A 25,728-nucleotide genomic window follows, 5' to 3' on the forward strand; every position below is an offset into this window, starting at 1 on the left:
CTCATCTAATCGGATAACCAAAAAAGCATGCTAGGAATCAAGAGTGTTGAGGCCTAGCATGTTTTTTTATTGGGGTTGTGAAATTTATAGATTACTTCATTTCCAAGGTATAGGCCTCGGCATTATTTGAAATCACCAAATAGGTGTATTTGTCTATTTTCTTTATGGAACGAACACTAATACCTTTGGGAAGTGGTAGTCTTTTATAGGAGGTAAATTGGTTATCCTTAAAGTTGCGGAGTACTCCCCCGGGATTGGCCATACTCTGCCCAAGTTCGTTTACATACCCCTTATAATTCCCCACGAAGAACAGGGCAGGATCGTCCAACTCCTCATCCAGATAAAAGCCTTCAATGGTACTCATTTGTGCCTCCTTAGGCAGGGGAGTAGCAGTAAATCCATTCCCGGTATTCATGTAGACCATGGATCGCAATTCCATGATTTGTTTAACCTCTACAATATCGGACTCCTTTTTGCCAGTAAGATCTTCTATGTTTTTGATCTTGGAAAAATCGGTATAGCTCAAGAACTTTTTCTGAAGCATGGGCAGTTGTCGTTTTAGTTGATCCAGGGAGGCAAAGGGTACCTGATGTCCAAAGTAATCATAAAAGATAATGGGGTCCGATTGTTCGTTCTCGTCAAAATCGTCTATATAGAGTTTAACGGGCTGGGTGGGGGAGGCCTTCCATTTAAAATTAAGGCCGGCATTTCCAGCAGCAATATCTAAATGCCCGTTCCCGTCCAGATCGGCAACTAGGACGGTATTCCACATCCCAGCGGTATGCTCTAGTCCCAAGGCTTTGGTTTGGTTGCTAAAGGTGTTGTCCCCGTTGTTCATCAATACGGTTATGGGCATCCAATCTCCCACCATGATAAGATCTAGATAACCGTCATTGTTCAGGTCTGCCCACTGGCTATCCGTTATCATGCCGTAAGGGCCGCTCTCTACAATCTCAAAATTATTGTTGCCCGTATTTTTCAGGATGATACTCAAGGGGGAAAGTCCATAACCTCCAGGAATGGATCTGGAACCAATAAATAGGTCCGTAAATCCATCCTTGTTAAAATCTGCAGCGGCAATGCTACCTCCATTTGTTTTTGGCAAGCTAGCTTTAAGTCGTTCAAAATTACCCTTGCCATCGTTAAGGTACACGCGGTCTTCCAGATAGGTATCTCCTTCGGGGACATCGTTTCCGCCGCTCATCACATACAGATCCAAGTCACCATCATTGTCCAAGTCAAATGCCACGGCACCTACATCTTCATATAGTTTATCACTATCAAAAGTAGCTCTAAAGCTAGTAGTAAAAGATCCGTCTGCTTGTTGGATGAATAAGGTGGCCGACTGATATTTTGCCCCACCAATAAAGATATCGTCCAGACCATCGGAATTAAAATCGGCAACCACTACAGCGGGTCCTTCCTGTGAAAGCTTTTCGGGCATTAGGGGTTCCAATTCGTAATCGTAATAGGTGTTCTCCCTGTGGGTATAGGGGAATACCTTAGCCACAAATTCTGGTTGCTGTTGGGGTTGCTGTTCAGCTAATACAGCGCTCGCGTCCCTTTCAATGGTATGATATTGTTGAGGTTCTAGCCCTTTTACCACCTGCTGCATCCCATCTGGCCATAGTACGGTGAGGGAGTCTATGGAAGTGGCCATTCCCAAGCCAAAATGTAGTTTGTGCGAGGAGGAGGATTGAAACCCCCTAGTGGTGATCAATTCCTTGTAGAATTGTTCTCCGTTGGAGTATACGGTTACCTTAGCCCCTAAGGTCAAGGGTTTTTCTTGGCTACCCCTTAGTTGTACCCCAATCCAACTGTTGCTGTTTTGGTCCGATTTATTTTCTAAAATAACCGCCATTTCGTTGAGGTTGTTCACCACAAGATCCATATCCCCGTCATTGTCTAGGTCTACCGTGGCGGCCCCGTTAGAGTAAGAAGGATTAAATCCGGCCTCTTCTGCATAGCTGGCATAGTCAAAATTGCCTTTATTATGGAAGATCATATTTGGGATCTTTAAGGAGGGCATGGCAGCTATCAGTTTCTGCTCCATTTGGGCAGATTTATTCTGATTGTATTGGCTGAAATCCGTGGAGCTTAGATAGTTTATATAGTCTAAGTCATTGGGACGCTTATAGATACCATTGGTGACAAAGATGTCTTTTAGTCCATCGTTGTCAAAATCCTCCATAAGTACAGACCAGCTCCAGTCGGTTGCGTGGGTTTGGGTCATGAGGGCGATATCGGAAAAGGTGTTGTCGCCATTGTTTAATTGAAAGTGATTACGCGCATACTGGGTGCCAAAACCAAAATGCTCCTTAATCTTACTTACTTTATCCGAGTCTTCACCTCCAGATTTTAGGAAGATATTGTGTTGAAAAGGCATCATATCCAAAGTAAAGAGATCTTGTCTGCCATTATTGTTCATATCCCCTACATCTACTCCCATGGTAAATCTACTGCTGTGATTGAACCATTCTTCTCCAACCTCTTTAAAAGTTTTGTCGCCCTGGTTTATATAGATATAATCATTTTCATGGAAGTCGTTCCCCACGTATAAGTCCATTAAGCCATCCTGGTTTAGATCGGTCGCTATTACGGCAAGGCCGTATCCCAAGGGACTATTGTAAATACCTGCTTGTTCGGTAACATCCTCAAAGTATAAAGTGCCCGATTCCAATTTGTTCTCATATAACCGATCTCCTGCTAAGGCGTCTTTCTCCATTCTTTTATCCACCTTGCCATAACTTCTGTTGCTATGGATGGAATGGTTCATAAGATACATGTCTAAATCCCCATCCCCGTCGTAATCAAAGAAAACCGCTTGGGTAGAAAACCCTGAGAAATCTAGACCGACACTGGTGGAAACTTCGGTAAAGGTATTGTCTCCATTGTTGAGGTATAGCCTATTGTGGGATTGTAAATTCTTGTAATTCCCCACTTTCGAAATATAGATGTCTAGGAAGCCATCGTTATTTACATCGGCCATGGTGGCCCCTGTAGACCAGGTAGCATCCATTTTTATATTGGCAGACTGGGTAATATCCTTAAATTTCAGATCGCCAAGATTTAGATAGAGTCGGTCTGGCAACTCATTAGCGGTAAAAAATAGATCCTCTAAACCATCGTTGTTGATATCACCTACGGCTACGCCTCCGCCGTTATAATAATATAGATAACTTATAATATTTAGGCTGTCATTGGAATGCAGTTGGTTGGTGAAATTCACCCCACTAACGCTTTCGGGCACCGTTTCAAAATAAATGGGCGCCTTAGCCTTGGATGGGTCGGTATTATTACAGCCTAGGAAGCATCCGATAACTAGTATGGAAAGAAGCGTTTTTTTCATGAACTACTGTTAAAATTTAAAAACATTGGTGGAATCGTTGTTCTTGGTTACGATTAAATTACGGCCCATGATCTCCATGTCCCTAATTTCCCCGTCCAAATGGAGTCCGCGGCCATCTTTATGGTATTTAAATTGAAGGTTGCCCTGGTTTTCCAAATAGATACCGAAGGAGGCATCGTACCTTCCTACTTCGGGTTTTACCCCATATAGATTTCCTCCCAAAATTATATCTACATCCCCATCATCGTCAAAATCGTGGGCACTAATGGCGTAAATAGGGGAGAATTGTGCTTCCAAGGGAAGCGCTAACACTCTGAAATTAAAATCGCCCTCATTTATCAGAATTACGGAAGACAGGGTGTTGGCCTCTAGTTTTAGGGCACCTTGTAACTCTTCCGGAGTAAAAATTTCGGTAATACTGGCATCCTTAAAGGAATCGTAATTAGGAAATTTCTTTTTAAGGTCTTTTAATTGGTCTATTAAATTGTGCCTCAGGTTGTAGGGGTAGTGCTTTCCATTTTTAGCAGTAAAGGTCATAATGGGATCACTAAAACCATTGTTGTCAAAATCTTTCACAAACAAATTAATGGGCTTTTCGTCACTAGCCTTAAACCTAGAATTTTTACCATGGTTGCCGAGCACAAAATCCAGGTCTCCATCCTTATCTAAATCTACGGCATGGATTACATTCCACCATCCTTTTAATTGGGAAAGGGGATTGTCTTTCTTGCGAACCAATTTTCCTTCTTGGTTCAGGAATATTTCTATGCCCATAAATTCCCCTGTAACCATAAGGTCTTTATAGCCATTACCGTTTAGATCGATGAATTTAGCATCGGTAATCATTCCAATATTTATCAGTTCTGGGGCAACTTCTTGGGTAACGTCTTCAAAGACTCCCTGCCCATTGTTTCGTAGAATGAAACCAGATCCGGGCACCCCATATTGGCCAGGGATGGATCTCTCGCCTACAAAGAGATCTAGATCTCCATCCATATCAATGTCTGCTGCAATCACGGTAGAGGTACTGTGAGTACCCGTAGGGGTGGGTAGGTGTTGATCTGAGGGGGTAAAATTCCCTTTCCCGTCGTTAAAATAGAGTCGGTCTTTTAAATAAGTCGAAAATTGTGAAAACTCTACTCCGCCGCTACAGATATAAAGATCCAGATCGCCATCATTATCCGCATCGAAAAAGAGCACGCCTGCATCTTCATATTCGGCATCCTTCAGGAAGCTAGGATTGTTCGCGGGTTTAAATTGATTGCCATCCCCAAGCATTAGGGACCCGGGGCTGCCTTTGGCTCCCCCAATATAGATATCCTCCACTCCATCGTTATTTACGTCTCCAATAGCCATTTTAGGACCTTGGGTGCTTAGCATATGGGGGAGTAGACGGTCCCGATCAAAGTCTACAAAGCGGTTCTCCTTATGCGTGTAATCTATTTTTAAATCGGAAGGAGTGAACAAGGGGGTCGGTTTTGTTTCGGTTACTAAAACCGGGGGTAATGCCTCCTCCTCGTATAGGGTGATGGTTTGGTTTACTGGGAGGTCTTTTAAGTGGGTGACTTTCCCAGAAGGCCAGGTTACCTGTAGGGCTACGGGGTCTTGGGTAGGCAGTCCAAAGTTAGGTCTAAGATCTACACTGGACTGAAAACCGCGGGTAGGCTGCTGTTCTAGATACTGACTTCCCGTTTTGGTGGTAAGTTTAAGTTTTGCCCCTATAGCGTTGGTGTTTTTATTGGCTCCCTTTAGGATAACCTTTAAATAATTGTGGTTGGTTTGGGAATCTGCGTTGTTCCTGTAAAGGAACGAGGGCATATTCACGTTGTTTACTATTAGATCTAAATCCCCATCATTATCCAAGTCGGCATAAGCCGCGCCGTTGGAGAAGCTTAATGTGTTTAGGCCGGAGTTCCACTCTTCGGTGAATTTTAGATTCCCCAGATTTTTAAAGGCATGGTTAGGCACCTTGTTAGAGGGGATAATTTCTATAAGTTTATTGTAATCTACCTGGTTATTGGCAACGATAGATTGTATGATTGCCTCACTGGAGATATACTGTAGGTAATCCTGATTGGTGAGATCCTTATAAATTCCGTTGGCTACAAAGAGGTCTTTATGGCCATTATTGTCCATATCAAAAAAGAGTGCTGCCCAACTCCAGTCCGTAGCTTCCACTCCACTTAGCCTGCCAATTTCGCTAAAGGTGTTGTTGCCATTGTTCAATTGCAACGTGTTCCGTGTAAATTGATGGTAATAGTCGTTTTTTAAATTTAGTTGATATTTGTTCCAGTCTTCAAAAGTGGTGACCGTTTTTAATCGGGCATATTCCGAAGGAAGCATTTCTGCTACAAAGAGGTCCATGTGCCCATCGTTGTTAATATCGGCGATATCTGCCCCCATGGAGGCTCCGCTGATAGATTTCATCTGTTGGGTAAGTACTTCCTTAAAGGTGCCGTCTTGCTGGTTGATATAGAGGTAGTCCCTTTCAAAAAAATCATTGGATATAAAGATGTCTTCCCAGCCATCGTTATTCATATCACCCACGGTTACCCCTAGGCCAAACCCAATGACACTGCCATGGATCCCCGCTTCCTCCGTAATATCCACAAACTTGCCTCCGTCGTTTCTCAACAGCTTATCCCCACCCAGGACATCGCGCTCGTATCGCTCGTTTCGCTGGAGATTAAAACTGCCTATGGATCTATAGGAGTTGTTTAGGAGGTACACATCTAGGTCCCCGTCCTTATCAAAGTCGAAGAAAGAAGCATGGGTAGAGTACCCCTGGTCATCCAAGCCATATTCGGCGGCCGACTCGGTAAAGGTAAGGTCCCCATTGTTTATAAAGAGTTCGTTTTGTTTGTTGTCTCCGGCGATGTCCCCGGAATTACACACGTAGATATCCAAAAGGCCATCCCCGTTAACATCGGCCATGGTTACCCCAGTAGACCAGGCTTTTTCACCACCTACTCCGGCCTTTTCGGTGATATCCTCAAACTCAAAATTCCCTTTGTTTAAATAGAGTTTATTACCGGTAAGGTTGGAGGTGAAATAGATATCCAATAACCCGTCATTATTAATATCGCCAACGGCTACGCCGCCGCCGTTATAAAAATTTCGGTAGCGGTATACATTGAATTCCTGGTTATACCGTAAATCATTTATAAAATTGATCCCCGTTTGGGTACTGTCTAACAATTGAAAAAGCGGTGGGGTGCCCTTGGTGGTGCTATCGCTATTTGAACAGGACAATAAGAGCGTTCCTACACCCAATAAGTAAAGGTAAAACTTCATTCGCATAGTCGTCATTAGTTATATTTTTCTGGATATTTTTGCTTAAGGTCTTCAATTTTCACTACTACATCCTTATCGTCCTTGTAATAGGCCATAATCTGTCTGTTGCCATCAATCTTTACGTAGGCCGTAGTATTCGTCTTTTTAGATTTCACTTCAATAAAATCATTTCCCGGAAACCATTTTACAAGGGTATCCTGCACTAAGGGTAATAGGTTTTGGGCCGTTAAGTGCGAGTTCCAAGGGGACCAAGCCGAAAAGGAAAAGGACATGTCCATACCTACCATGGTGTTCTGCTCGTTAAAAGCTCCGTAAAACAAAAGGGTAATGGCAGAGGATGATTCCTGATCTGCAGCCATGGGTAGTTGGTACTTTACCGTTTGATTATTTGGGCCATGGGTTACCACCCCTTCCTGATTAAGCTGCCAACATCGTTTAAAAAAATCGGCCTTACTATCGCCCATAGCCATTCCAAAGATAAGGCTATCTTTTGGTATGTTTTTTTTTGCCTCTCGGTTTAGCATGCTGGTATACTTGGATTCACATCCAATGACGCTTACAACGATTAATATGGCTACTATTAATTTAGGGTACTTCATGAAAAAGTAGGTTATTGTTGTTTATGGTGGTTATTAATAGTTGTCTTCCCTTATAGGGAGCCAATTTAAAGTTTCTTATTTGTCCAGGAATTCCTAAGGACGTTACTTTCCCAAAATGATAATCTTGTTTTCCTGATTTTCTGCCCAGTACCAGCCATCCCTTGGAGGCATCTAACCTTCCAAATTGGGGTTTTACCAAATATTGATTTCCTCCCAACAGGATGTCCGGTACCCCGTCCTTATTATAATCCATGATTTCTATGGCACAAACCTTAGAATACTGGGTTTCTGGGGGTAATTCCTGCCTAATGAAACGCGTGCCTTGGTTTAAAAACAAACTGCTAGTTGTTAATTGCAAGTCTAGCTTATAGGCCTCCTCTAAGCGCTCCTTGTCAAAGAGGTCGCTCATTGTGGCGGTGGCATAATCCTTATAAAATAGCATCTTGCTTTTAAGGTCTGGTAATTGGGCAATAAGTTCGTCCCGGTCTACTATTGGGTAATAGTCATTATCAATTTTATAGCAAATAAGCTGTTCCGCAAAGCCGTTTTGATCAAAATCATTTAAATATAATCTGGTGTCGGGTTTGTACAAGGAGTTAAGGCCGACATTGCCTGCTAATATATCCATTTTTCCGTCCCCATTTATATCTCCTACTTTTAGGGAAGACCACATGCCCGTGGTATTGGCCAAACCATAGGCTTCTGTTTTATCAACAAAATTCCCTTTCTCATTAATGAATATCTTAATCGGCATCCATTCCCCCAGCACAATCAAGTCTTCCCATCCATCTTCGTTTATATCTACCCATGCGGCATCGGTTACCATGCCCAAGTTTTCTAGGACGGGAGCTTTGTAGAGGGAATATTTATTATCGCCTAGGTTCTCCAAAATATAGCTAGAGACGGGACTTCCGTATAACTGCGGGTTAAACCTTCCACCGACAAACAAGTCCAAATCCCCATCGTTATCAAAATCTACCGCCTGTACCGTAGAAGCGCTAAGGGGTTGGTTAAAGGGTAGGGGATGGGGGGAAAGTGAAAAATTCCCTCGGCCATCATTGAGGTATAGCCTATCGTTTAAAGCCCAATCGTAGGAAGAGAATGCCTTGCCACCACTGCTTACATATAAATCCAAATCCCCATCGTTATCGCTGTCGAAGAACAGCGCATAGGTGTCCTCCGATCCCTTGTGGGGCATAAAGGGCTCCTGTATTTCCGTATATCCTTTGGCATTGGAGAGGAATAGACTTCCCGATTGGTTCTTGGCTCCCCCGATGTAAAAGTCCATGATGCCGTCCCCATTAAGGTCTGCCATAGCGATGGCGGGGCCTTCGTTGTTGGTCATATCTGGCAACAACCTTTCCCTATTAAAATCCACGTAGTTATTTTCTTGGTGGGTAAAGGGAAAGAGGGGTGTAATAGGAGTAAGTAGCTGCGACTCTTTAGGGAGGATTGGAGGTGAATCCGCTTGGTTTTCCAGGGGTTCTAAAAAGGTGTACGTTTTATTGGCGCTTAGGCCTACTTCTTTGGACGTAGATCCATTTGGCCAAAGTATTCTAAGGCTATCTATTACCGAATGGGTGCCCAATCCAAAATGCACCCCATGGTTAACAGAACTTTGGAATCCTCTGGAGGGGAAGTTCTCTGCCATGGCTTTTTGATTTTCCCCATAGTATATAATGGCCTTGGCACCTACTGCCTTGGTGTTTTTTGAGTCCGATGCAAAATGGAGGTATATGCTTTTGTTGGTAGTGGTATCCGTTTTGTTCTCGTAGATAAAGGGTGCCATATTTACGTTATTGACTACCAAGTCCAAATCTCCATCGTTATCTAAGTCCACATAGGCGCTTCCGTTGCTAAAACTGGGAGTTCCCAGTCCTAGGCTATCGGCCATATTTGCAAATTGAAAGTTGCCTTTGTTAATAAAGGCTGCATTGGGGACCGGTTGTGAAGGCATGAGGTCTATCAATTTCATAATTACCTCTTCTTCGGTCTTCATCATGTGCTTTACCCTTTCCTCATTGGCCATATAGTTTAGATAATCCCTGTCTAATAGATCCTTATAGATACCATTACCTATAAAAATGTCCCGGAGACCATCATTATCCATGTCAAATATTAAGGAGGCCCAGCTCCACTCTGTGGCTGTTACGCCGGCGAACCTTCCAATTTCAAAAAATCCGTCCTTACCCATATTTCGCTGCAAAACGTTTCTGGGGTATTGATGGGCGTATCCTTGTTTTACCGCCATGCGGTGCTTGTCCCAGGATTCATAGATGGCTTTGGTGCGCTGTCTTTCCATGGTAGCTGGTAGCATTTCCGAGACCATAATGTCTGGAAGTAGGTTGTTGTTGAGGTCACCGGCATCCGCACCCATAGATCCCATAGAAAAAGAGGAGATATAGTCTTCTGCCACCTCGTTAAATCCTCCTTTTTGGTTATTTAGGTAGAGGTAGTCCCTTTCAAAAAAATCATTGGAAATAAATATGTCTGGCCAACCATCCCCATTAAAATCGCTCAGGGTTATGCCCAGTCCAAAGCCTATAGCACTGGTGTAAATTCCTGCTTCCGTAGAGATGTCTACAAATTTCCCATTGTCGTTTCTTAAAAGCTTATTGCCAGACTCACTTGGTATATTTCGTTGGTCTTTGATGAGATCAAAGGCGCCTATAGATTTTATGGAGTTATTAAGGATATACACATCCAGGTCGCCGTCCCCATCAAAATCGAAGAACGCGGCATGGACGGAAAGCCCTTCTATGTCTAGCCCGTATTCTGCTGAGCGCTCGGTAAAGGTTAGGTCGCCATTGTTGATGAAGAGTTCGTTGTGTCTATTGGGTCCTCCAGGTTTCCCGGATTTACAGACATAAAGATCTAAAAGGCCATCATTGTTTATGTCCACAAAGGTTGCCCCTGTAGACCATACGTTTTCACAAGCTACTCCTGCCAACTCAGTGATGTCCTCAAATTCCCAATTCCCCTTGTTTAAATAAAGTTTGTTGCCAGACATATTCCCGGTAAAGTAGATGTCTGGTAGGCCATCGTTGTTTATATCGCCAATGGCTACCCCTCCGCCATTGTAAAAATTGCGATAGGTATAGGGATTAAAATCTTCCGTATAGGTTAAGTCGTTCCGGAAATCTATTCCCGTATCGGTTCGCAACACAAATAGTGGGGAGTTATGATCTTTGGAAGCTTCTTTTTCCAAATTACACGAAAGGAATAATAGGCAGCACAGGGCCATTAGTGGGAACACTTTCATTGCATAGGGTAAAATTAAAAGAGGGTTATCCAAAGATAGCCCTCTTTTTAAAATAATCAATCTTGGAATTAATATCCAGGGTTCTGCGTTAAGGTACCCGAACTAGCATCGATTTGAGGCTGTGGGATGGGGAAAACAGTTCTGTGGGCGCTGCTTGCCGATTTTTCCCACCATGGGTCATTAAATTTGCCAAAACGGATCAAATCCTGTCTCCTAGTAGTTTCCATGAACATTTCACGGCCTCTTTCGGCTAAGAAACTATCGGCATTTAAACCAGATAGTGGCGGTAAGCCAGCTCTGTTTCTAATGGTATTAACATCTGCCTCGGCTAATGACCAGTTGTTTGCAGCTCTTGCTCTACCTTCGGCGCGTATTAAATATAGATCGCCAAGTCGTACAATAGGCATATCGTTATCCATATCATCACGGCCAAATAGTCTAAAGCTAAACTTGCCTAAACGTGCACCTCCTTTTCGGGAAGCGTTTGGTTCTAGCTCATCAATTTCTGGCGTATAGTCCAATTCCAGTTGACCATCCGTAGCGGCATAATCCAATATAGCCGATCCGTTAAAGTCAAATTGGGGCCCAACTATAAAATTGGCCTCTTTTCGCTGGTCGTTATCGTCATAGGAATTGTAAAAATCTTCCAGAGCAGAATATCCGTTCCAAGGTTGTGAAACCAAGTTCCAGGTAAATTGGCTGGAGTAGTGTAGGGTCATATGGGCAAAGTTCATCCCTCCCCCGGTAACCCCATCATAGGCAATAGACCATATGATTTCTGGGTTGTTATGGTTGTTGGGAGCAAATACCGCCGCATATCCTTCTAGGTTCTCTGGGTCGGAAGCTACGTTAGGTCTTTTTCCTGGATTGGGTACGCTGCAGCCAACGCCACAAAGTACGTAACCAGAATTATCAATAACATAAGAGGCCGCTTGTGAAGCTTCCAAATATTTGGGTACTCCTGTATATACTTCTGCGTTAAGATATAGCTTGGCTAATATTCCCAATGCAGCATATTGATTTACTCTATACGGATTTACATCGGTACCAAGGGGGCTGTTGGAAAGGTCCATAGAAGCACCAACGGCTGGGATTCCCAAGGCTTGCAATAACTCGGTTTCCACAAAGGCGTATACTTGGGCACGTGTTGCCTGTGGGGCATCCTGACCTGGGGTGGTAACTATTTTCACCCTTCCGTACAAGTCTAATAATCGATAGTAAAAGAAGGCCCGTAATACTCTAATCTGTGCCCTCTGGTTGGCATCCAAGTCTGTTTGCAACAGATCGTTACAAGCAGCAATGGCGTTGTACTGTTGGGTCCACGCATCATTAATTGGGCCGTTAGACGGACCAAAGGTATGTCTGTGCATATCTATCCAGATACCACCATCGTACCAGTCTCCCCCTTTTTGGGTTACGGCCATTTCATCGGTAGAAACAGATTGAATGGACCAATAGCCACCGTGATTGGCACTACCGGCATCCCGTAATTTACTAAAGGCGACACTAAGGGCGTCGTTAGGTCCGTTTCCACCACCATCAAAGGTAGTGCTGGGTTCATCTATACTTACGGGGCGGTCAATTTCCCCGATCAAATCTTCTTCCAAGTCGGTACAGGATCCCAAGAGGAGTCCGCCACAAAGGAATAATGCTTTATATATGTTTTTCATTGTGAGTCTTTTAAAAGTTTATGTTAAGTCCCAATGTATAGGTACGGGAGGAAAAATAGTTGTTTCTTCGATCAATTCCGGGGATCAAGGGGTCAAAACTTGTTCCTGGGAATCCTCCGTTATCTATGGTACCCGCATCCTGTAATGCTGGTTCTGGATCGGAACCGGTATAGTTGGTTATGGTAAATAGGTTCTGTCCGCTTGCGGTTACTCTAACACCTTTAATATACTTATTTTCCTTAATGTCAAAGGTGTAACCCAAGGAAAGGTTATCCAATTTAAAGAAATCTGCTTTCTCTACATAGAGGGAGCTAAATTTAGCATTGGTGATTTCTGGGTTAGCCAACTCTGTATTTACAAAGTTATAGGAGCCTTGGCTTCCAACACGTGGTTCGTAGAAGGCCCTATAGGTGTTTATTAAACTGTGACCAAAGGCACCTCTAAAAAAGGCGTTTAAATCCCAGTTGCCATAGCGCAATTGGTTGGTCCATCCCAATTCAAAATCCGGGGTACCTTTTCCTAGTACGGCAAAATCCCCATCTGGATCCAACGCATTGTTTTGGTTGGTAAGTAATTGGCCGTCATTGTTAAGGTCTACAAATTGCTGACTTCCATCTATTACCTCTCCGCTAAAAACGGGCCCCCAAATCTGTCCAATTTCCTCACCTTCCTTAATACGGATCATATCGGTATCATTCTGTCCAGGAGCACCTAGGGATCCTCTCATTTCCTGCGGAGTAAGATATTCCTTTAAGACGGTTTTGTTGCGAGAAACAATTACACCCGAGTTGTAGGTTAGGGCATCATTCCTAACTATATCGTAATTCAAGGCAACTTCAAATCCTGTTGAGCGTAGTTTTCCTGCATTTTCTACCCTTCTTCCAGTTGGATAAATGGTAACGTCTACATCTCTTTCCAAGATAAAATCGCTCACATCCCTAGAATAGATATCCACGGTAGCGGAAAGTCTGTCCATGCCAAATTCAACTCCAAAGTTGGTTTCAGCCTTCTCTTCCCATTTCAGGTCAGGGTTTGCGTCTGTTCTTTGGTTACTGCTTAATTTACCGCCAGCTGGCTCATAAAGTGCTCTGGATAAGCCATTAGAGGCTGGTAGTGCACCGGTTACCCCGTATCCTACCCTAACTTTTAATAGGTCTACGTTATTAATGTTTAAATAACGGTTAAGGTCTGCTCCCAATCCAACAGCGGGAAAGGTAGCCCATCGGTTGTTTTCCCCAAACTTGGTAGAACCTTCGTGTCTTAGCGATGCATTAAAGAAAATTGCCCCGTCATAGGTAGCACTGAACCTTCCGAAAAAGGCGATAATTCTATCGTCTGGGCTGGCATTACTGTTAGCATTGATAAAGCCTGCATTTGCCAGATCCTGGGACCACTCCAACGCATTGATATATTCTATATCGTTGTTCGGGAAATCGCCCATTTCCAAGAAGTAATCGTACTGATTCTGTTGTTGCCACGAGTATCCACCCGTAAGGGACATGTCTACCGGACCTAAGAACTTCTTATAGGTACTATAAAGTTCAAATAATTTGAAATCGCGATTTTGTGTATATAGTCTAGCTAAACCCTTTCTGTTAGGACTGGTTGCATTTCCTCTAAAATGGGAAGTGGTTCTATAGTAATCCTGGTTGGTTAGTTTATTAGTCTGCTGGGAAATAAGTGCATTAACCTCCCAGTTATCCATGATATCGTAATTAAAATTGGCGCTATAGGTAAATTCGTTTCTAGCACCGTTGTTGGTATTTTGATTTACGATAGAGAGCGGGTTAAAGCTATCAAAGAGTCCCAAGGTTTCAAAGTACCCACCAAAGGAAGCCGAATCGAAGGGGAAGGGCGCATCTTTTCCAAAAATTGGTGCTGTTGGGTTGTACAACAATGCATACCGCAATGCCTCTTCATAGCTAAAATCACTTTTCCTATTGGTAAAGGATAGGTTGAAATCTATCTTTAACTTGTCATTAAAAGTAAGGGTCGATACACTCGCTCTGGTATTAAATTGCTTAAAACCAGATTCCCGCAAGATACCTTGAGAATCCCTAAAGTTTCCAGAGAACCTATAATTGGTCTTGGTATCGCCCCCAGAAATGGAGACGTTGTTTACCTTAGAGGTACCGTCCATAGTCACTAGGTCTAACCAATTATTTCTGCTTCCCAGGTCTACCCCACCGGCATTTACAAATTCGTCTGCAGACATTACGTCTACGTGGTTCGCAATGGTAGATAAGGCCAGTGATCCGGAATAGTCTACACTAACCTGCCCGGGGGTCCCTTTCTTGGTGGTAACCAAGATAACCCCACTAGATCCGCGGGTACCGTAAATAGCAGCTGCAGAACCATCCTTTAAAACGTTTATGCTTTCAATATCCTTTGGGTCAACGTTATTAAGCGAGGATCCAACCACTCCGTCTATAACGATCAATGGGGAAGAGTTGGCCCCTACGGTAGAAACTCCACGTAGTCTGATGACCGCTTCTTCATTGGGGTTCCCCCCTTTATTGTAAATACTTAAACCTGCCACCTTACCTTGTAACAGTTGGGAGGCATCGTTCACGGTTCCTTGGTTAAAATCCTCTGCATTTACTACCGTGACCGCGGAAGTAATTTCCTTTTTGGATTGGGACCCGTAGCCCGTGACCACAACTTCGTCCAATGCCTGTGCGTCTTCAGTTAATACTACATCGATGGTAGACTGCCCATTTACAGGAACCTCCACACTTAAATATCCAATGTAGCTGAAAACTAAGACTGCATCGCTGTCTACATTGCTGAGCGTATAGTTTCCATCAAAATCGGTTTGGGCACCGTTGGTGGTTCCCTTCACAATTACGCTGGCCCCCGGTAGAGGACCTTGGTCGTCAGTAACCGTACCGGTTACCTCTTGTGCCCTAGCAAACCCCAGACATAAAATTGCCCCGGCCAGCACAATACCCTTAAGTTGTTTGATTCTCATAAATAGTAAATTAAGTTTAGTTATTATTAATTGTTAAAGTTTTGTTAAATTCAAGAAAGGGCTTCCGTATCCATTTTACGCAAACGGTTTCGTGCCAGGAAGTTGTTTCCTAAATTTAACTGATTGGAAAAGTCTTTTAATGCTTACCAGTCCAATAAACTTCGTTCTTTAGGTGGTTAATCCTAAAGTTATGTTAACAAATATAACATAATTTGCCAATGCATACAATATGGGCGCGGATTGATATTTTTTTTGCCTTTATTTTTGCCGTGGTTGAATACTTATTTTAATTCATGAATTAACCTAGAATTCTTTTTTAATAGTATCTTTCACTCTTATATATTAGCCATAACAAGGAAAAAACAAGGTTTTGAAGAGAAAAATTACGCTTAAACACATTGCGCGGGAATTGGGAGTTTCTATTTCTACCGTATCCAAAGCGTTGAAAAACAGTGAGGAGATAGGAGCGGAAACCAAGGTGAAGATTCAGGCTTATGCCAAATTACACAATTACAAACCCAATAATATTGCGATTAGTTTAAAGAACAAACGAACCAAGAATATTGGGGTGATAATTCCGGATATCGTCCATCATTTTTTTACTACTGTATTTAGGGGGATAGAAAAATATGCCAACGGGAAAGGGTATAACGTAATTGTATGTCTGTCCGATGAGTCTTTTGACAAGGAAGTGATTAACATGGAGCTGCTGGCCAATGGAAGTATCGATGGATTTATCATGGCCCTTTCTTCAGGAACCCAATTGAAGGGAGACTACACCCATTTAAAGGAAGTAACGGACCAAGGAATCCCATTGGTATTGTTTGATCGGGTGACCGATGAAATAACCTGTGATAAGGTGGTTATTAACGATAAGGAAGGGGCTTACCAAGCGGTAACAAAATTCATCAAGGATGGCAGGAAGAAAATAGCCTTGATTACTACCGATGAATATATTAGTGTAAGTAGAGATCGTACCGCGGGTTATAAACAAGCCTTATTGGATCATGATTTGGAGTTTGATGAGGAGTTGATTCTAAAACTGCCTACTATGGAGATTGATGAAAACGCAATTGCTTCCTTTTTTAGTAATACGGAAGTAGATGCTGTCTTATGTGTAAATGAGGTGTTCGCTATTGCTAGTATGCGTTATGTAAAGGCCAAAGGGCATAACATCCCAGAAGATATTTCTTTCATTGGTTTTACGGATGGAATTTTATCCAAATACGCTACCCCAGGGCTTACTGCAGTGGCCCAGCACGGGGAGGAAATGGGGGAGATTGCTGCCCAAATGCTTATAGAAAAAATAGAGGTGGAGGTAGAGGAAGAAACCTATGTTACCAAGGTGTTAGCCCCTACCCTTATAGAAAGGGGATCTACCAGAAACAATAAAGTTTAAATTAAGATGTATAGAACCGGATTTATTTTCGATTTGGATGGGGTGATTGTAGACACCGCTAAGTACCATTATTTGGCCTGGAGAAAATTGGCTAATGAATTAGGTTTCGAGTTCACCGAGGAACAAAACGAACTCTTTAAAGGGGTAAGTCGGAAACGATGCCTGGAGATCTTGTTGGATATAGGGGGAATTACAGCAACTACCGAGGAATTTAACCGATGGATGGTAGAAAAAAACGAGGATTACCTAGCCTATATAGAAAAAATGGACAGATCTGAAATACTGCCCAAGGTAGAAGAGGTGTTGTCCTATATTAAATCTAAGGGGATGCCCATTGCTTTGGGATCTGCTAGTAAAAATGCGATACCCATATTGGAAAAAGTAGGGCTATCCAGTTATTTTGAGGTGGTAGTAGATGGGAATCAGGTTACCAAAGCCAAGCCCGATCCCGAGGTGTTTTTAATGGCTGCAGAAAAATTAGGGGTTCCTGCCCAAAATTGTGTGGTTTTTGAGGATGCTGTTGCAGGATTGGAAGCAGCGAACAATGCGGATATGGTGAGCATTGGGATTGGCGATGCCCAAATCCTAACTGCTGCCGACCACGTTTTTAATAACTTTGAGGAGATGGATATTTCCTTTTTAGATAGGTTAATGCAAGAGGGTAATTAACTCCTTGGCCCAAGTTCCCTATAACACCCACCTTATATATCACCTTATGTATATGGGGTTTTTATTAATTGGAGCCTGAAATTTAATCAGAAGCTTCTAAGTAATTTTGCTATATGAACCAAGCTAAAAACCGTGATAACAATTCCGATACAGCAATGGAAAAGCGAAAAGTGGTAGTGTACCAAGTGTTCACCAGACTGTTTGGAAATAGCAATCCCCATAATAAACCCTGGGGGACTATTGCTGAAAACGGAGTGGGGAAATTTGCCCATTTCACAGAGAAGGCTTTAGGAGAAATAAAGGAGCTGGGCGTAACCCATATATGGTATACGGGAGTGCCTCATCATGCGTTAATAGGTGATTATACTGCCTATGGTATTTCTAAGGATGACCCGGAAATTGTTAAGGGCAGAGCGGGATCGCCCTATGCGGTAAAGGATTACTATAATGTAAATCCAGATTTGGCGGATGATCCAAGCAATAGGATATTAGAGTTTAAGGCCTTGGTAAAAAGGAGTCACGCTGCTGGCTTAAAGGTAATTTTGGATTTGGTGCCCAACCACGTTGCACGGAACTATGAGGGCAAAAACAACCCCAAAGGAGTGCTAGACTTTGGAACGGAGGACAATAAGAGCGTGGAATATGATAGGGATAATAATTTTTATTACATCCCCAATGAGGTGTTCCAAGTTCCAGAATGGCGCAATGGATACCAGCCTCTGGGAGGTGAACCCTATGACTTAGGCGCGGATAAATTTGTGGAGAATCCGGCGAAATGGACCGGAAATGGTTCTAGGTTGGCGCAGCCCGATTTTAATGATTGGTACGAGACGGTAAAAATAAATTATGGTATCCGCCCCGATGGGACCAAGGATTTTGATTCCCTTCCCGAAGGATTCGATCAAAAGGATGTTTCGGAGCATGTTGCTTTTTGGAGCGAACGGGAGGTCCCTAATTCTTGGGTGAAATTTAAGGATATCGCCATGTATTGGTTAGATTTAGGGGTAGACGGTTTTCGGTATGATATGGCCGAAATGGTTCCGGTGGAGTTTTGGAGTTATTTAAACGCTACTATAAAAATGAAAAACCCCGAGGCCTTTCTGATGGCCGAGGTATACCAGCCTCACTTGTACAGGGAGTATATTTTTAAGGGGAAAATGGATTACCTCTACGATAAGGTAGGTTTCTACGACGGATTAATTCCGATTATGCAGGGCTATGGGTGGACAGACCACATCCCCGTAGTTCATAAAGAGGTGTTGGATATTGAGCACCATATGCTCCATTTTTTGGAAAACCACGATGAGCTTAGAATTGCCAGTCCTGAGTTTTTGGGCAAGGCGCAATTGGCCAAACCTGGGATGGTGGTATCTGCTACCATTGGCACCTCGCCTACCATGATTTACTTTGGGCAAGAGGTGGGGGAGCCGGCCGCAGAAAGTCCTGGTTTTGGTTCTAAGGGGCGTACCTCCATTTTTGACTATGTGGGGGTGCCTCATTTTCAGCGTTGGACCAACCATGGGAAGTTTGACGGCGGACAGCTATCTTCCGTGGAAAGAGAGCTTCGAGACTTCTATAAAAAGCTTCTAAACTTTACTATTAATAGTAGCGCATTAATGGGGGAGTACCGTGATATCCATTTCTATAACAGGGATCATACCGAATACTATAACCATAGGGTGCTGTCGTATGTGCGCTGGTCCCAAGACGAAAAGCTAATTATTATTATTAATTTTGATGCCAACGATGGCTTCGGATTCGAGTTGAAAATCCCAGAGGAGATCACTAGGGAATGGGGGCTTCAAGATGGTGAACACCACTTACGGGAACAATTGCAAAATGCTAAAGAAAGCACCTTGCGGGTGCTACATGGATTGGGGGAGTTTAGAGTGGATATACAACCCTTGGAATCGCAAATATTTAGAGTTTATTAATACCTATAGAATTGGATATATGAAGTTATCAACTACAGTGACAATTTTCTTGATAGCGCTACTAACCATAAGCTGTGAGAATATGAATACACCTTTAGTTATAGGACATAGAGGCGCCATGGGCCATGAGACCGAAAATACCTTGGCATCCGTTCAGAAAGCCTTGGATCTAGAGGTGGATATGATAGAAATTGATGTCTTTAAAATTAGAAGCGGGGAAATTGTGGTCTTTCATGATAAAACGGTGGAAAGGCTCACGGAGGGTACGGGAAAAATAGAAGACTATAATTATGAGCAACTTCAAGAGCTAACCCTTACAGGCGGGCACAAGATTCCTACCCTACAGGAAGTTATTAATCTCATGGATAAAAAGGCTCATTTAAATATAGAGCTAAAAGGCGCCAATACGGCGGATAGGGTGAATTTTATAATCAATTATTATGTTCGGGAAAAAGGTTGGCCCTTAGACAAGTTTTTAATATCTAGCTTTAAATGGGAGGAACTAAGGCGCATGCGGACTCTAAACCCGCAGATTGGGATTGCTGTTTTAACGGATAAGGATCCTTTGCAAGCAATGGATATTGCTGCGGAATTGGGTGCCTTGGCAATTAACCCATACTATAAAACCCTTAGCTTAGAAAATGTAGATAAAATGCAAGAGGCAGGATTTAAGGTGTATCCTTATACTATTAATGAACCTGCGGATATAAAATCTATGAAGCAAATGGGCGTAGATGGCATTATTACTAATTATCCCGAACGCATAAATTAATGTACGACGTACTTATATTAGGAGGAGGAGCAGCCGGATTTTACGCGGCCATACATATAGCGGAAGCAGATCCAAAGCTAAAGGTGGCCATTATGGAAAGGGGCAAAGAAGTGCTGGGGAAAGTAAAGGTTTCCGGTGGAGGCCGTTGCAATGTTACCCACGCCGAGTTTGATCCTAGGGAACTTGTGAAATACTATCCTAGGGGAGAAAAAGAATTATTGGGGCCCTTCCACACTTATTGTAGCGGGGATACCGTGGCCTTTTTTGAAGAGAGAGGCATTTCCCTAAAAATAGAGGAGGATGGCCGTATGTTCCCTACCAGCAATTCTTCTCAAACTATTATAGATTGTTTAGTAAGTGAAACCGAACGCTTGGGGGTGAAGGTTTTTAGGAATAGTTCGGTAACTGGGTTTGCCAAGCTCAAAGATGCCGCTCAGGATGCTAACGAAAGCTGGCAGGTGCAGACCATACGCGGCAACTATAGTGCAAAAAAACTTTTAGTTTGTACGGGTAGTAATCCCAAGATATGGGGAATACTACAAAAATTGGGACACTCCATAGTACCACCCGTTCCCTCCTTATTTACCTTTAATATAAAAGACGATAGAATCACCGGAATTGCCGGGGTAAGTACTCCCGCAAGAATAAATATAGTGCCTAGGAAAAGTCATCTAGATAAATTTCAGGCTGCCCTAAAAAAGCATGGGTTACAGCTTAGCGATTTAGAGACGGGGGGGGCTCTTTTAATTACGCATTGGGGGATGAGCGGTCCTGGAATCCTAAGATTGTCTGCCTGGGGCGCGTTGTTTTTAAGCGAACTGGACTATAGGTTTAGCATTCGTGTGAATTGGCTGCCCGCTTATCACGAAGGAGGGGTGCTTAAACAGCTTCAGCAAATAAAGGAAGTGGAAGGTAAAAAAACCGTGCTTCGTACCAAATGTTTTGCCCTTCCTAAAAGGTTGTGGAACAGTTTGGTAAAAGCCTCGGGGATTACGGAGGCCGATAAATGGGCCGACATCAAAAAATCCCAATTACAAAACCTAGCAAGGGAATTAACAGCTTGCCAGTTTCAGGTAAATGGCAAAAGTACTTTTAAGGAAGAATTTGTTACTGCAGGCGGAATTGACCTGAAAGAGATTAATTTCAAGACCTATGAAAGCAAACGAATACCCAATCTGTATTTCGCAGGGGAAATTATTAATGTGGATGCCATTACTGGCGGATTTAACTTTCAAAATGCGTGGACGGGTGCTTATATAGCTGCCCAGGGAATTGCAGAGAGTATCAACGCCTAATGTAGCGCCAACATCAATAAGCCTGCAAGGCTAGCCCCTACGATGGGGCCTATCACCGGAATCCAAGAATACCCCCAATCATTTCCTCCCTTGTCTTTCATGGGGATAAGGGCGTGTACAATTCGCGGTCCTAAATCCCTGGCCGGATTAATCGCATATCCCGTGGTGCCACCCAGGGAGAGTCCAATAGACCACACCAGAAAAGCTACAGGGAGTGCACCCAAGGAGCCTAAACCTATAGCGGTCCCTGTTTCGGTAATGGAAGCGTCCGTAAAATAGAGTACTACAAATACTAGGGCAAAGGTGCCTACTACCTCGCTAAGGAAATTAGATAAAGGGTTTCTAATGGCAGGAGCAGTGCAGAAAACTGCCCGTTTTAGTTCCTTATTCTCCGTTACTTCAAAATGGTCTTTGTACATTATCCACACAATAAACGATCCCAACATGGCGCCTATAAACTGCGCCGAGGTATACGATGGCACTAGGGCCCAATCAAATTTTCCTGCGACTGCCAACCCTATGCTTACGGCCGGATTTAGGTGGGCGCCACTATAGGGAGCGGCGACTACCACCCCTACAAAAACGGCAAGTCCCCAGGCAGTGGTAATTACCATCCACCCGTGGTCATTAGATTTGGTTTGGTTAAGAACTACATTGGCAACTACCCCGCCACCGAGAAGTATAAGAAAAAAGGTGCCGATTATTTCGGCAATAAATGGAGTCATACTAGCTTGGTTTTTCTATTTAGTTTTTTTGATCGGACCATACTTGCAAAGCTTCTACCGCCCTATGCCAGCCTTTAATAGTTTCTTCTATCTCTTGGCGCTCGGTACTGGGCTCAAAATTTGCATCGGTCTGCCAAATATCTTGAATTTCTTCTAAACTATCCCAAAATCCCACGGCTAATCCAGCAAGATATGCAGCTCCCATTACGGTGGTCTCTACTACTTTGGGGCGTACGGTGTTAGTATTTAGGACATCGGACTGTATTTGCATCAGTAAATTATTGACGGTAGCCCCACCATCTACCCGCAATTCCTTGATCTCTATGTTAGAGTCGGCCTCCATGGCCTTAAGAACATCCATGGTCTGAAAAGCGATGGCTTCTAAGGCTGCCCGAGCAATATGCGCATCGGTAGTACCACGGGTAAGTCCAAAAATAGTCCCCTTGGCATGTTGGTCCCAATAGGGAGCGCCCAATCCTGAAAAGGCTGGAACAAAATAAACGCCATCCGAATTATCTACGGAATTGGCCAATGCCTCGATTTCCGAGGATTTTTTAATGATTTTTAAACCGTCCCTTAGCCATTGCACCACGGCACCAGCAATAAAAATACTGCCTTCCAAGGCATAATGGGTTTTGCCGTTAATTTGCCACGCAATGGTGGTAAGGAGATTGTGCTCGGAAACAATGGGTTTGTCTCCAATATTCATCAGCATAAAACAACCGGTACCATAGGTGTTTTTGGCCATTCCGGGTTTGGTACACATCTGTCCAAATAAGGCCGCTTGCTGATCACCAGCAATACCGGCAATTGGAATTTTGGAAGCAAAGAAATTGGGGTTGGTATGGCCATATAATTCGCTCGACTGTTTTACTTGGGGAAGCATGGATGCTGGAATGGTAAATAGCTCTAAGAGCTCTTGGTCCCATTCTAGACTGTTGATATTAAAAAGTAGGGTCCTAGAAGCATTGGTAACATCGGTAATATGGAGTTCCCCTTTGGTCATATTCCATATCAACCAGGTGTCTATGGTCCCCATTATAAGATCGCCTGCCTCCGCTTTTTCCCTAGCCCCTTCCACATGGTCCAAAATCCATTTTACCTTTGTGGCAGAGAAATAGGAGTCTATCACTAGCCCCGTTTTTTCTCGGATCATTTTAGATTTCCCCTGCTTTTTTAATTCGTCGCAATAGTTGGAGGTACGTTTATCTTGCCATACAATGGCATTGTAAACGGGGAGTCCGGTATTTTTGTCCCATACCACTACGGTCTCCCGTTGGTTGGTGATGCCTATAGCGGCAATATCGGAGCCATATATCGATTTTTTGGAGGTGGCTTCGGCGGCCATGCCTGCTTGGGACGACCAAATTTCAATGGGATCGTGTTCTACCCATCCGGGCTTGGGGAAATATTGGGTAAACTCCTTTTGTGCAACCGAAACAATGTTGCCCTTTTTGTCGAAAACAATAGCCCGGGAACTGGTGGTGCCCTGATCTAAAGCTAAAATATATTTTGCCATATGGGGGATTTCTAATTGAATAAAGGGCTTAAGATAATAAATTAAGTAAATGGTTCTTAATAAGTAAGGACAATATTGGAAATAGGGCTGTTACACCTGCTGTTTTAAAGGAATCCCAATGGTTGGTTAGGATCCTTAATTTATGCGAAGGTATATTCCGCACCTTATGGTTAAGGCAGTAATAATCGGGATGTGGAGTTTTTCGCTACCTGCTCTTAGTATTAAAAGGCTTTCATATAAGGAGTTTGAAACCTTATAGGTGTTCGGGTTTACTACTCACCAAATGGTTCCTTGGCTACCGATGCCCATGCACTGACCCCGCGTTAGCTATTGCAGCGGCATCCTTTTTTGTATTTGGGGAGTTGGGCAAGGCTTCCCAAACCGGGTAGGTATTGCCGCTATGGGACAAGGACAAAAAAGATATAGCGGAAAGAGCGACCCGTTAGGGGAACGCCCACAAAAAAATAGCTCAGCACTAATCTTTTGGGGGATTATAACTAATAGCAATTGAAGCTGTATTTGGTGAAGGCTGCTCTTGCGCAAAAAGGAAGCTTATTGCGCACTTGTTGCCGATCACTGATCAATTCAACTCCCAAATCTTGTAGTTGAGAACCGTAGCAAAGCAAACCCATAGTAAATACGGGATTAAAAGATAGGCGGCCGTTTTATTCACCACTTTAAACCATTTTATGGTGAAAATTAGCAGCACCAAGAGGGTGATGATCACGAGCAGGGCGCCAAAAGTGTTATTGAATCCGAAGAAAATAATGCTCCACAGGGCATTGAACAAGAGTTGAATGCCAAAATGATAGAGGGCGGTTTTTACCCAAATATGATAAAAGCCTTTAGCCCATACGATGCCTGCGGCTATGCCCATTAAAATGTACATCAAGGTCCAGACAGGGGCAAATATCCAGTTAGGAGGATTAAACCAGGGTTTGTTCAGTTCAACATACCACTCGTTTACCGAGCTTTGGGTGGCAAAGCTAGATAGAAACCCGACCAAAAGACAAATGGCCACGGAAATTCCTATATACTTGTATCGGTTTTTCAAACGCTGGTTGTTATTCGGTCTAAATTAATAATTTATTTTAACAGCAACTAGGGCAACACACCTTAAAACCTATCTTTGTATAAATTTTTTGGATTATGAGGGAAAAAGATTTTGTTGCGGGCGAGTACTCGGGCCCCTTTTTGGATGGAAAAGTTACCTACCGTTCTCCAAGCAATATTGCCTTGGTGAAATATTGGGGTAAAAAGGAGCATCAGGTGCCGGCCAATCCGTCGGTAAGTTTTACCCTGGATACCAGTGCTACCACTACTACGCTTAGCTATACCAAGTTAGCCGCCCCAGGAAAAGACTTCTCTTTTGAGCTGCTTTTTGAGGGCAAGCCCAAACCCGATTTTAAGCCTAAAATCCACACCTTCTTTTCTAGGATAGCACCCTATATGCCCTTTTTAAAATCGTATCATTTTGTAATAGAAACCTCTAATTCTTTTCCACATAGTAGCGGAATAGCCTCTTCTGCCAGCGGGATGTCTGCCTTGGCGTTATGCCTTATGCACCTAGAGAAGGAATTGCAACCTGGGATGGACGAGATATACTTTAAAACCAAGGCATCCTTTTTAGCCAGATTGGGCTCTGGTAGTGCAGCAAGGAGTATAACGGGGCCATTGATGCAATGGGGGCAGCACCAGGATACGGAAGGCAGTTCCGATCTATATGCCATCACCTATCCCCATAAAATTCATGAGGTTTTTGAAGGGTATCAGGATACCATTCTCTTAGTGGATAAGGGACAGAAGCAGGTAAGTAGTACCGTGGGGCATAATTTAATGCACGGCCATCCCTTTGCCGAGCAGCGATTTAAGCAGGCGCATGACAATTTATCGGAATTGAGACGGGTGTTTGCAGAAGGAGACCTTCCCAAATTTATAGAAATTGTAGAGAGCGAGGCCCTGACCCTCCATGCAATGATGATGAGCAGTTTACCGTATTTTATGTTGATGAAGCCGAATACCCTTCATATTATCAATAAAATATGGGAGTTTAGGGCTGCCACTAAGTTGCATGTCTGCTTTACCTTAGATGCAGGGGCTAATGTGCATGTGTTGTATCCGGCCTCCGAAAAAGAATTAATTTTGCAGTTTATTAAGGATGAGTTAATTGTATATTGTGAAAACGGGCAGTATCTTTGCGACCAAATCGGGAAAGGCGCTGTTGCACTTTAAACGATTGATATAGTTGAAGTTAAGGAGTTGTGTGGTAG

Annotated in this window: 15 protein-coding genes; 6 read left to right on the plus strand and 9 right to left on the minus strand. The window is 43.3% G+C overall.

Annotation, left to right across the window (positions count from 1 at the left end; genetic code table 11):
* Positions 1–91 precede the first annotated feature (91 nt).
* From BV214_RS02560 to BV214_RS02585, 6 genes are all read right to left on the minus strand, one after another.
* Positions 92–3,349: a VCBS repeat-containing protein gene (locus tag BV214_RS02560; protein ID WP_086475898.1), complete on the minus strand. Its 3,258-nt coding sequence runs from the start codon at positions 3,347–3,349 to the stop codon at positions 92–94.
* A gap of 9 nt (positions 3,350–3,358) precedes the next feature.
* Positions 3,359–6,658, minus strand: coding sequence for a VCBS repeat-containing protein (locus BV214_RS02565; RefSeq protein ID WP_223883378.1), 3,300 nt, complete (start codon positions 6,656–6,658; stop codon positions 3,359–3,361).
* On the minus strand, positions 6,658–7,242 hold the full coding sequence (locus BV214_RS02570; protein WP_086475899.1) for a hypothetical protein: 585 nt from the start codon (positions 7,240–7,242) through the stop codon (positions 6,658–6,660). Before BV214_RS02570 ends, BV214_RS02565 begins: the two co-directional genes overlap by 1 nt.
* On the minus strand, positions 7,229–10,504 hold the full coding sequence (locus BV214_RS02575) for a VCBS repeat-containing protein (protein ID WP_086475900.1): 3,276 nt from the start codon (positions 10,502–10,504) through the stop codon (positions 7,229–7,231). Before BV214_RS02575 ends, BV214_RS02570 begins: the two co-directional genes overlap by 14 nt.
* Positions 10,505–10,572: 68 nt before the next feature.
* On the minus strand, positions 10,573–12,174 hold the full coding sequence (locus BV214_RS02580) for a RagB/SusD family nutrient uptake outer membrane protein (protein WP_086475901.1): 1,602 nt from the start codon (positions 12,172–12,174) through the stop codon (positions 10,573–10,575).
* Positions 12,175–12,184: 10 nt separating this feature from the next.
* Positions 12,185–15,145 (minus strand): SusC/RagA family TonB-linked outer membrane protein, encoded by a 2,961-nt coding sequence (locus tag BV214_RS02585; protein ID WP_086475902.1) that lies wholly within the window; start codon positions 15,143–15,145, stop codon positions 12,185–12,187.
* A 370-nt stretch (positions 15,146–15,515) separates the two neighbouring features.
* On the opposite strand from BV214_RS02585, the gene BV214_RS02590 reads away from it, so the two are divergent.
* The 5 genes from BV214_RS02590 to BV214_RS02610 all read left to right on the plus strand — a co-directional run bounded on the left by BV214_RS02590 (position 15,516) and on the right by BV214_RS02610 (position 21,214).
* The gene (locus BV214_RS02590) at positions 15,516–16,544 is read left to right on the plus strand and encodes a LacI family DNA-binding transcriptional regulator (RefSeq protein ID WP_086475903.1); all 1,029 of its coding nucleotides are present in this window, start codon (positions 15,516–15,518) and stop codon (positions 16,542–16,544) included.
* A gap of 6 nt (positions 16,545–16,550) precedes the next feature.
* The gene (gene pgmB, locus BV214_RS02595) at positions 16,551–17,213 is read left to right on the plus strand and encodes a beta-phosphoglucomutase (protein ID WP_086475904.1); all 663 of its coding nucleotides are present in this window, start codon (positions 16,551–16,553) and stop codon (positions 17,211–17,213) included.
* A 113-nt stretch (positions 17,214–17,326) separates the two neighbouring features.
* Positions 17,327–19,147 carry an alpha-amylase family protein gene (locus BV214_RS02600; protein ID WP_086475905.1) on the plus strand — a complete coding sequence of 607 codons (1,821 nt, stop codon included), beginning with the start codon at positions 17,327–17,329 and terminating at the stop codon, positions 19,145–19,147.
* Positions 19,148–19,229: 82 nt separating this feature from the next.
* The gene (locus BV214_RS02605) at positions 19,230–19,919 is read left to right on the plus strand and encodes a glycerophosphodiester phosphodiesterase (RefSeq protein ID WP_245806734.1); all 690 of its coding nucleotides are present in this window, start codon (positions 19,230–19,232) and stop codon (positions 19,917–19,919) included.
* Positions 19,919–21,214 (plus strand): BaiN/RdsA family NAD(P)/FAD-dependent oxidoreductase, encoded by a 1,296-nt coding sequence (locus BV214_RS02610; RefSeq protein ID WP_086475906.1) that lies wholly within the window; start codon positions 19,919–19,921, stop codon positions 21,212–21,214. The genes BV214_RS02605 and BV214_RS02610 overlap by 1 nt, the downstream gene beginning before the upstream one ends.
* On the opposite strand, the gene BV214_RS02615 is transcribed toward BV214_RS02610, so the two are convergent.
* The 3 genes from BV214_RS02615 to BV214_RS02625 all read right to left on the minus strand — a co-directional run bounded on the left by BV214_RS02615 (position 21,211) and on the right by BV214_RS02625 (position 24,512).
* Positions 21,211–21,939, minus strand: a complete 729-nt coding sequence (locus BV214_RS02615) for an MIP/aquaporin family protein (RefSeq protein WP_086475907.1) — start codon at positions 21,937–21,939, stop codon at positions 21,211–21,213. The two genes, BV214_RS02610 and BV214_RS02615, sit on opposite strands and share 4 nt — an antisense overlap.
* A 19-nt stretch (positions 21,940–21,958) precedes the next feature.
* On the minus strand, positions 21,959–23,458 hold the full coding sequence (glpK, locus tag BV214_RS02620; RefSeq protein ID WP_086475908.1) for a glycerol kinase GlpK: 1,500 nt from the start codon (positions 23,456–23,458) through the stop codon (positions 21,959–21,961).
* A gap of 580 nt (positions 23,459–24,038) precedes the next feature.
* The gene (locus tag BV214_RS02625) at positions 24,039–24,512 is read right to left on the minus strand and encodes a TspO/MBR family protein (protein ID WP_086475909.1); all 474 of its coding nucleotides are present in this window, start codon (positions 24,510–24,512) and stop codon (positions 24,039–24,041) included.
* 95 nt (positions 24,513–24,607) lie between these two features.
* Here BV214_RS02625 and BV214_RS02630 point away from each other — a divergent pair, with 95 nt between their 5' ends.
* A complete protein-coding gene (locus BV214_RS02630; protein WP_086475910.1) occupies positions 24,608–25,690 on the plus strand; it encodes a diphosphomevalonate/mevalonate 3,5-bisphosphate decarboxylase family protein in 1,083 nt (360 codons plus the stop codon).
* Positions 25,691–25,728: the final 38 nt, after the last annotated feature.

It is taken from the genome of Arenibacter amylolyticus (genome assembly GCF_002150785.1).
GTDB lineage: Bacteria > Bacteroidota > Bacteroidia > Flavobacteriales > Flavobacteriaceae > Arenibacter > Arenibacter amylolyticus.

Bases quoted from the DNA above. Each gene is read 5' to 3' on its own strand.
- BV214_RS02560 (WP_086475898.1), bottom strand. From the start codon at position 3,349: ATGAAAAAAACGCTTCTTTCCATACTAGTTATCGGATGCTTCCTAGGC.
- BV214_RS02565 (WP_223883378.1), bottom strand. From the start codon at position 6,658: ATGACGACTATGCGAATGAAGTTTTACCTTTACTTATTGGGTGTAGGA.
- BV214_RS02570 (WP_086475899.1), bottom strand. From the start codon at position 7,242: ATGAAGTACCCTAAATTAATAGTAGCCATATTAATCGTTGTAAGCGTC.
- BV214_RS02575 (WP_086475900.1), bottom strand. From the start codon at position 10,504: ATGAAAGTGTTCCCACTAATGGCCCTGTGCTGCCTATTATTCCTTTCG.
- BV214_RS02580 (WP_086475901.1), bottom strand. From the start codon at position 12,174: ATGAAAAACATATATAAAGCATTATTCCTTTGTGGCGGACTCCTCTTG.
- BV214_RS02585 (WP_086475902.1), bottom strand. From the start codon at position 15,145: ATGAGAATCAAACAACTTAAGGGTATTGTGCTGGCCGGGGCAATTTTA.
- pgmB (WP_086475904.1), top strand. From the start codon at position 16,551: ATGTATAGAACCGGATTTATTTTCGATTTGGATGGGGTGATTGTAGAC.
- BV214_RS02600 (WP_086475905.1), top strand. From the start codon at position 17,327: ATGAACCAAGCTAAAAACCGTGATAACAATTCCGATACAGCAATGGAA.
- BV214_RS02605 (WP_245806734.1), top strand. From the start codon at position 19,230: ATGAATACACCTTTAGTTATAGGACATAGAGGCGCCATGGGCCATGAG.
- BV214_RS02610 (WP_086475906.1), top strand. From the start codon at position 19,919: ATGTACGACGTACTTATATTAGGAGGAGGAGCAGCCGGATTTTACGCG.
- BV214_RS02615 (WP_086475907.1), bottom strand. From the start codon at position 21,939: ATGACTCCATTTATTGCCGAAATAATCGGCACCTTTTTTCTTATACTT.
- glpK (WP_086475908.1), bottom strand. From the start codon at position 23,458: ATGGCAAAATATATTTTAGCTTTAGATCAGGGCACCACCAGTTCCCGG.
- BV214_RS02630 (WP_086475910.1), top strand. From the start codon at position 24,608: ATGAGGGAAAAAGATTTTGTTGCGGGCGAGTACTCGGGCCCCTTTTTG.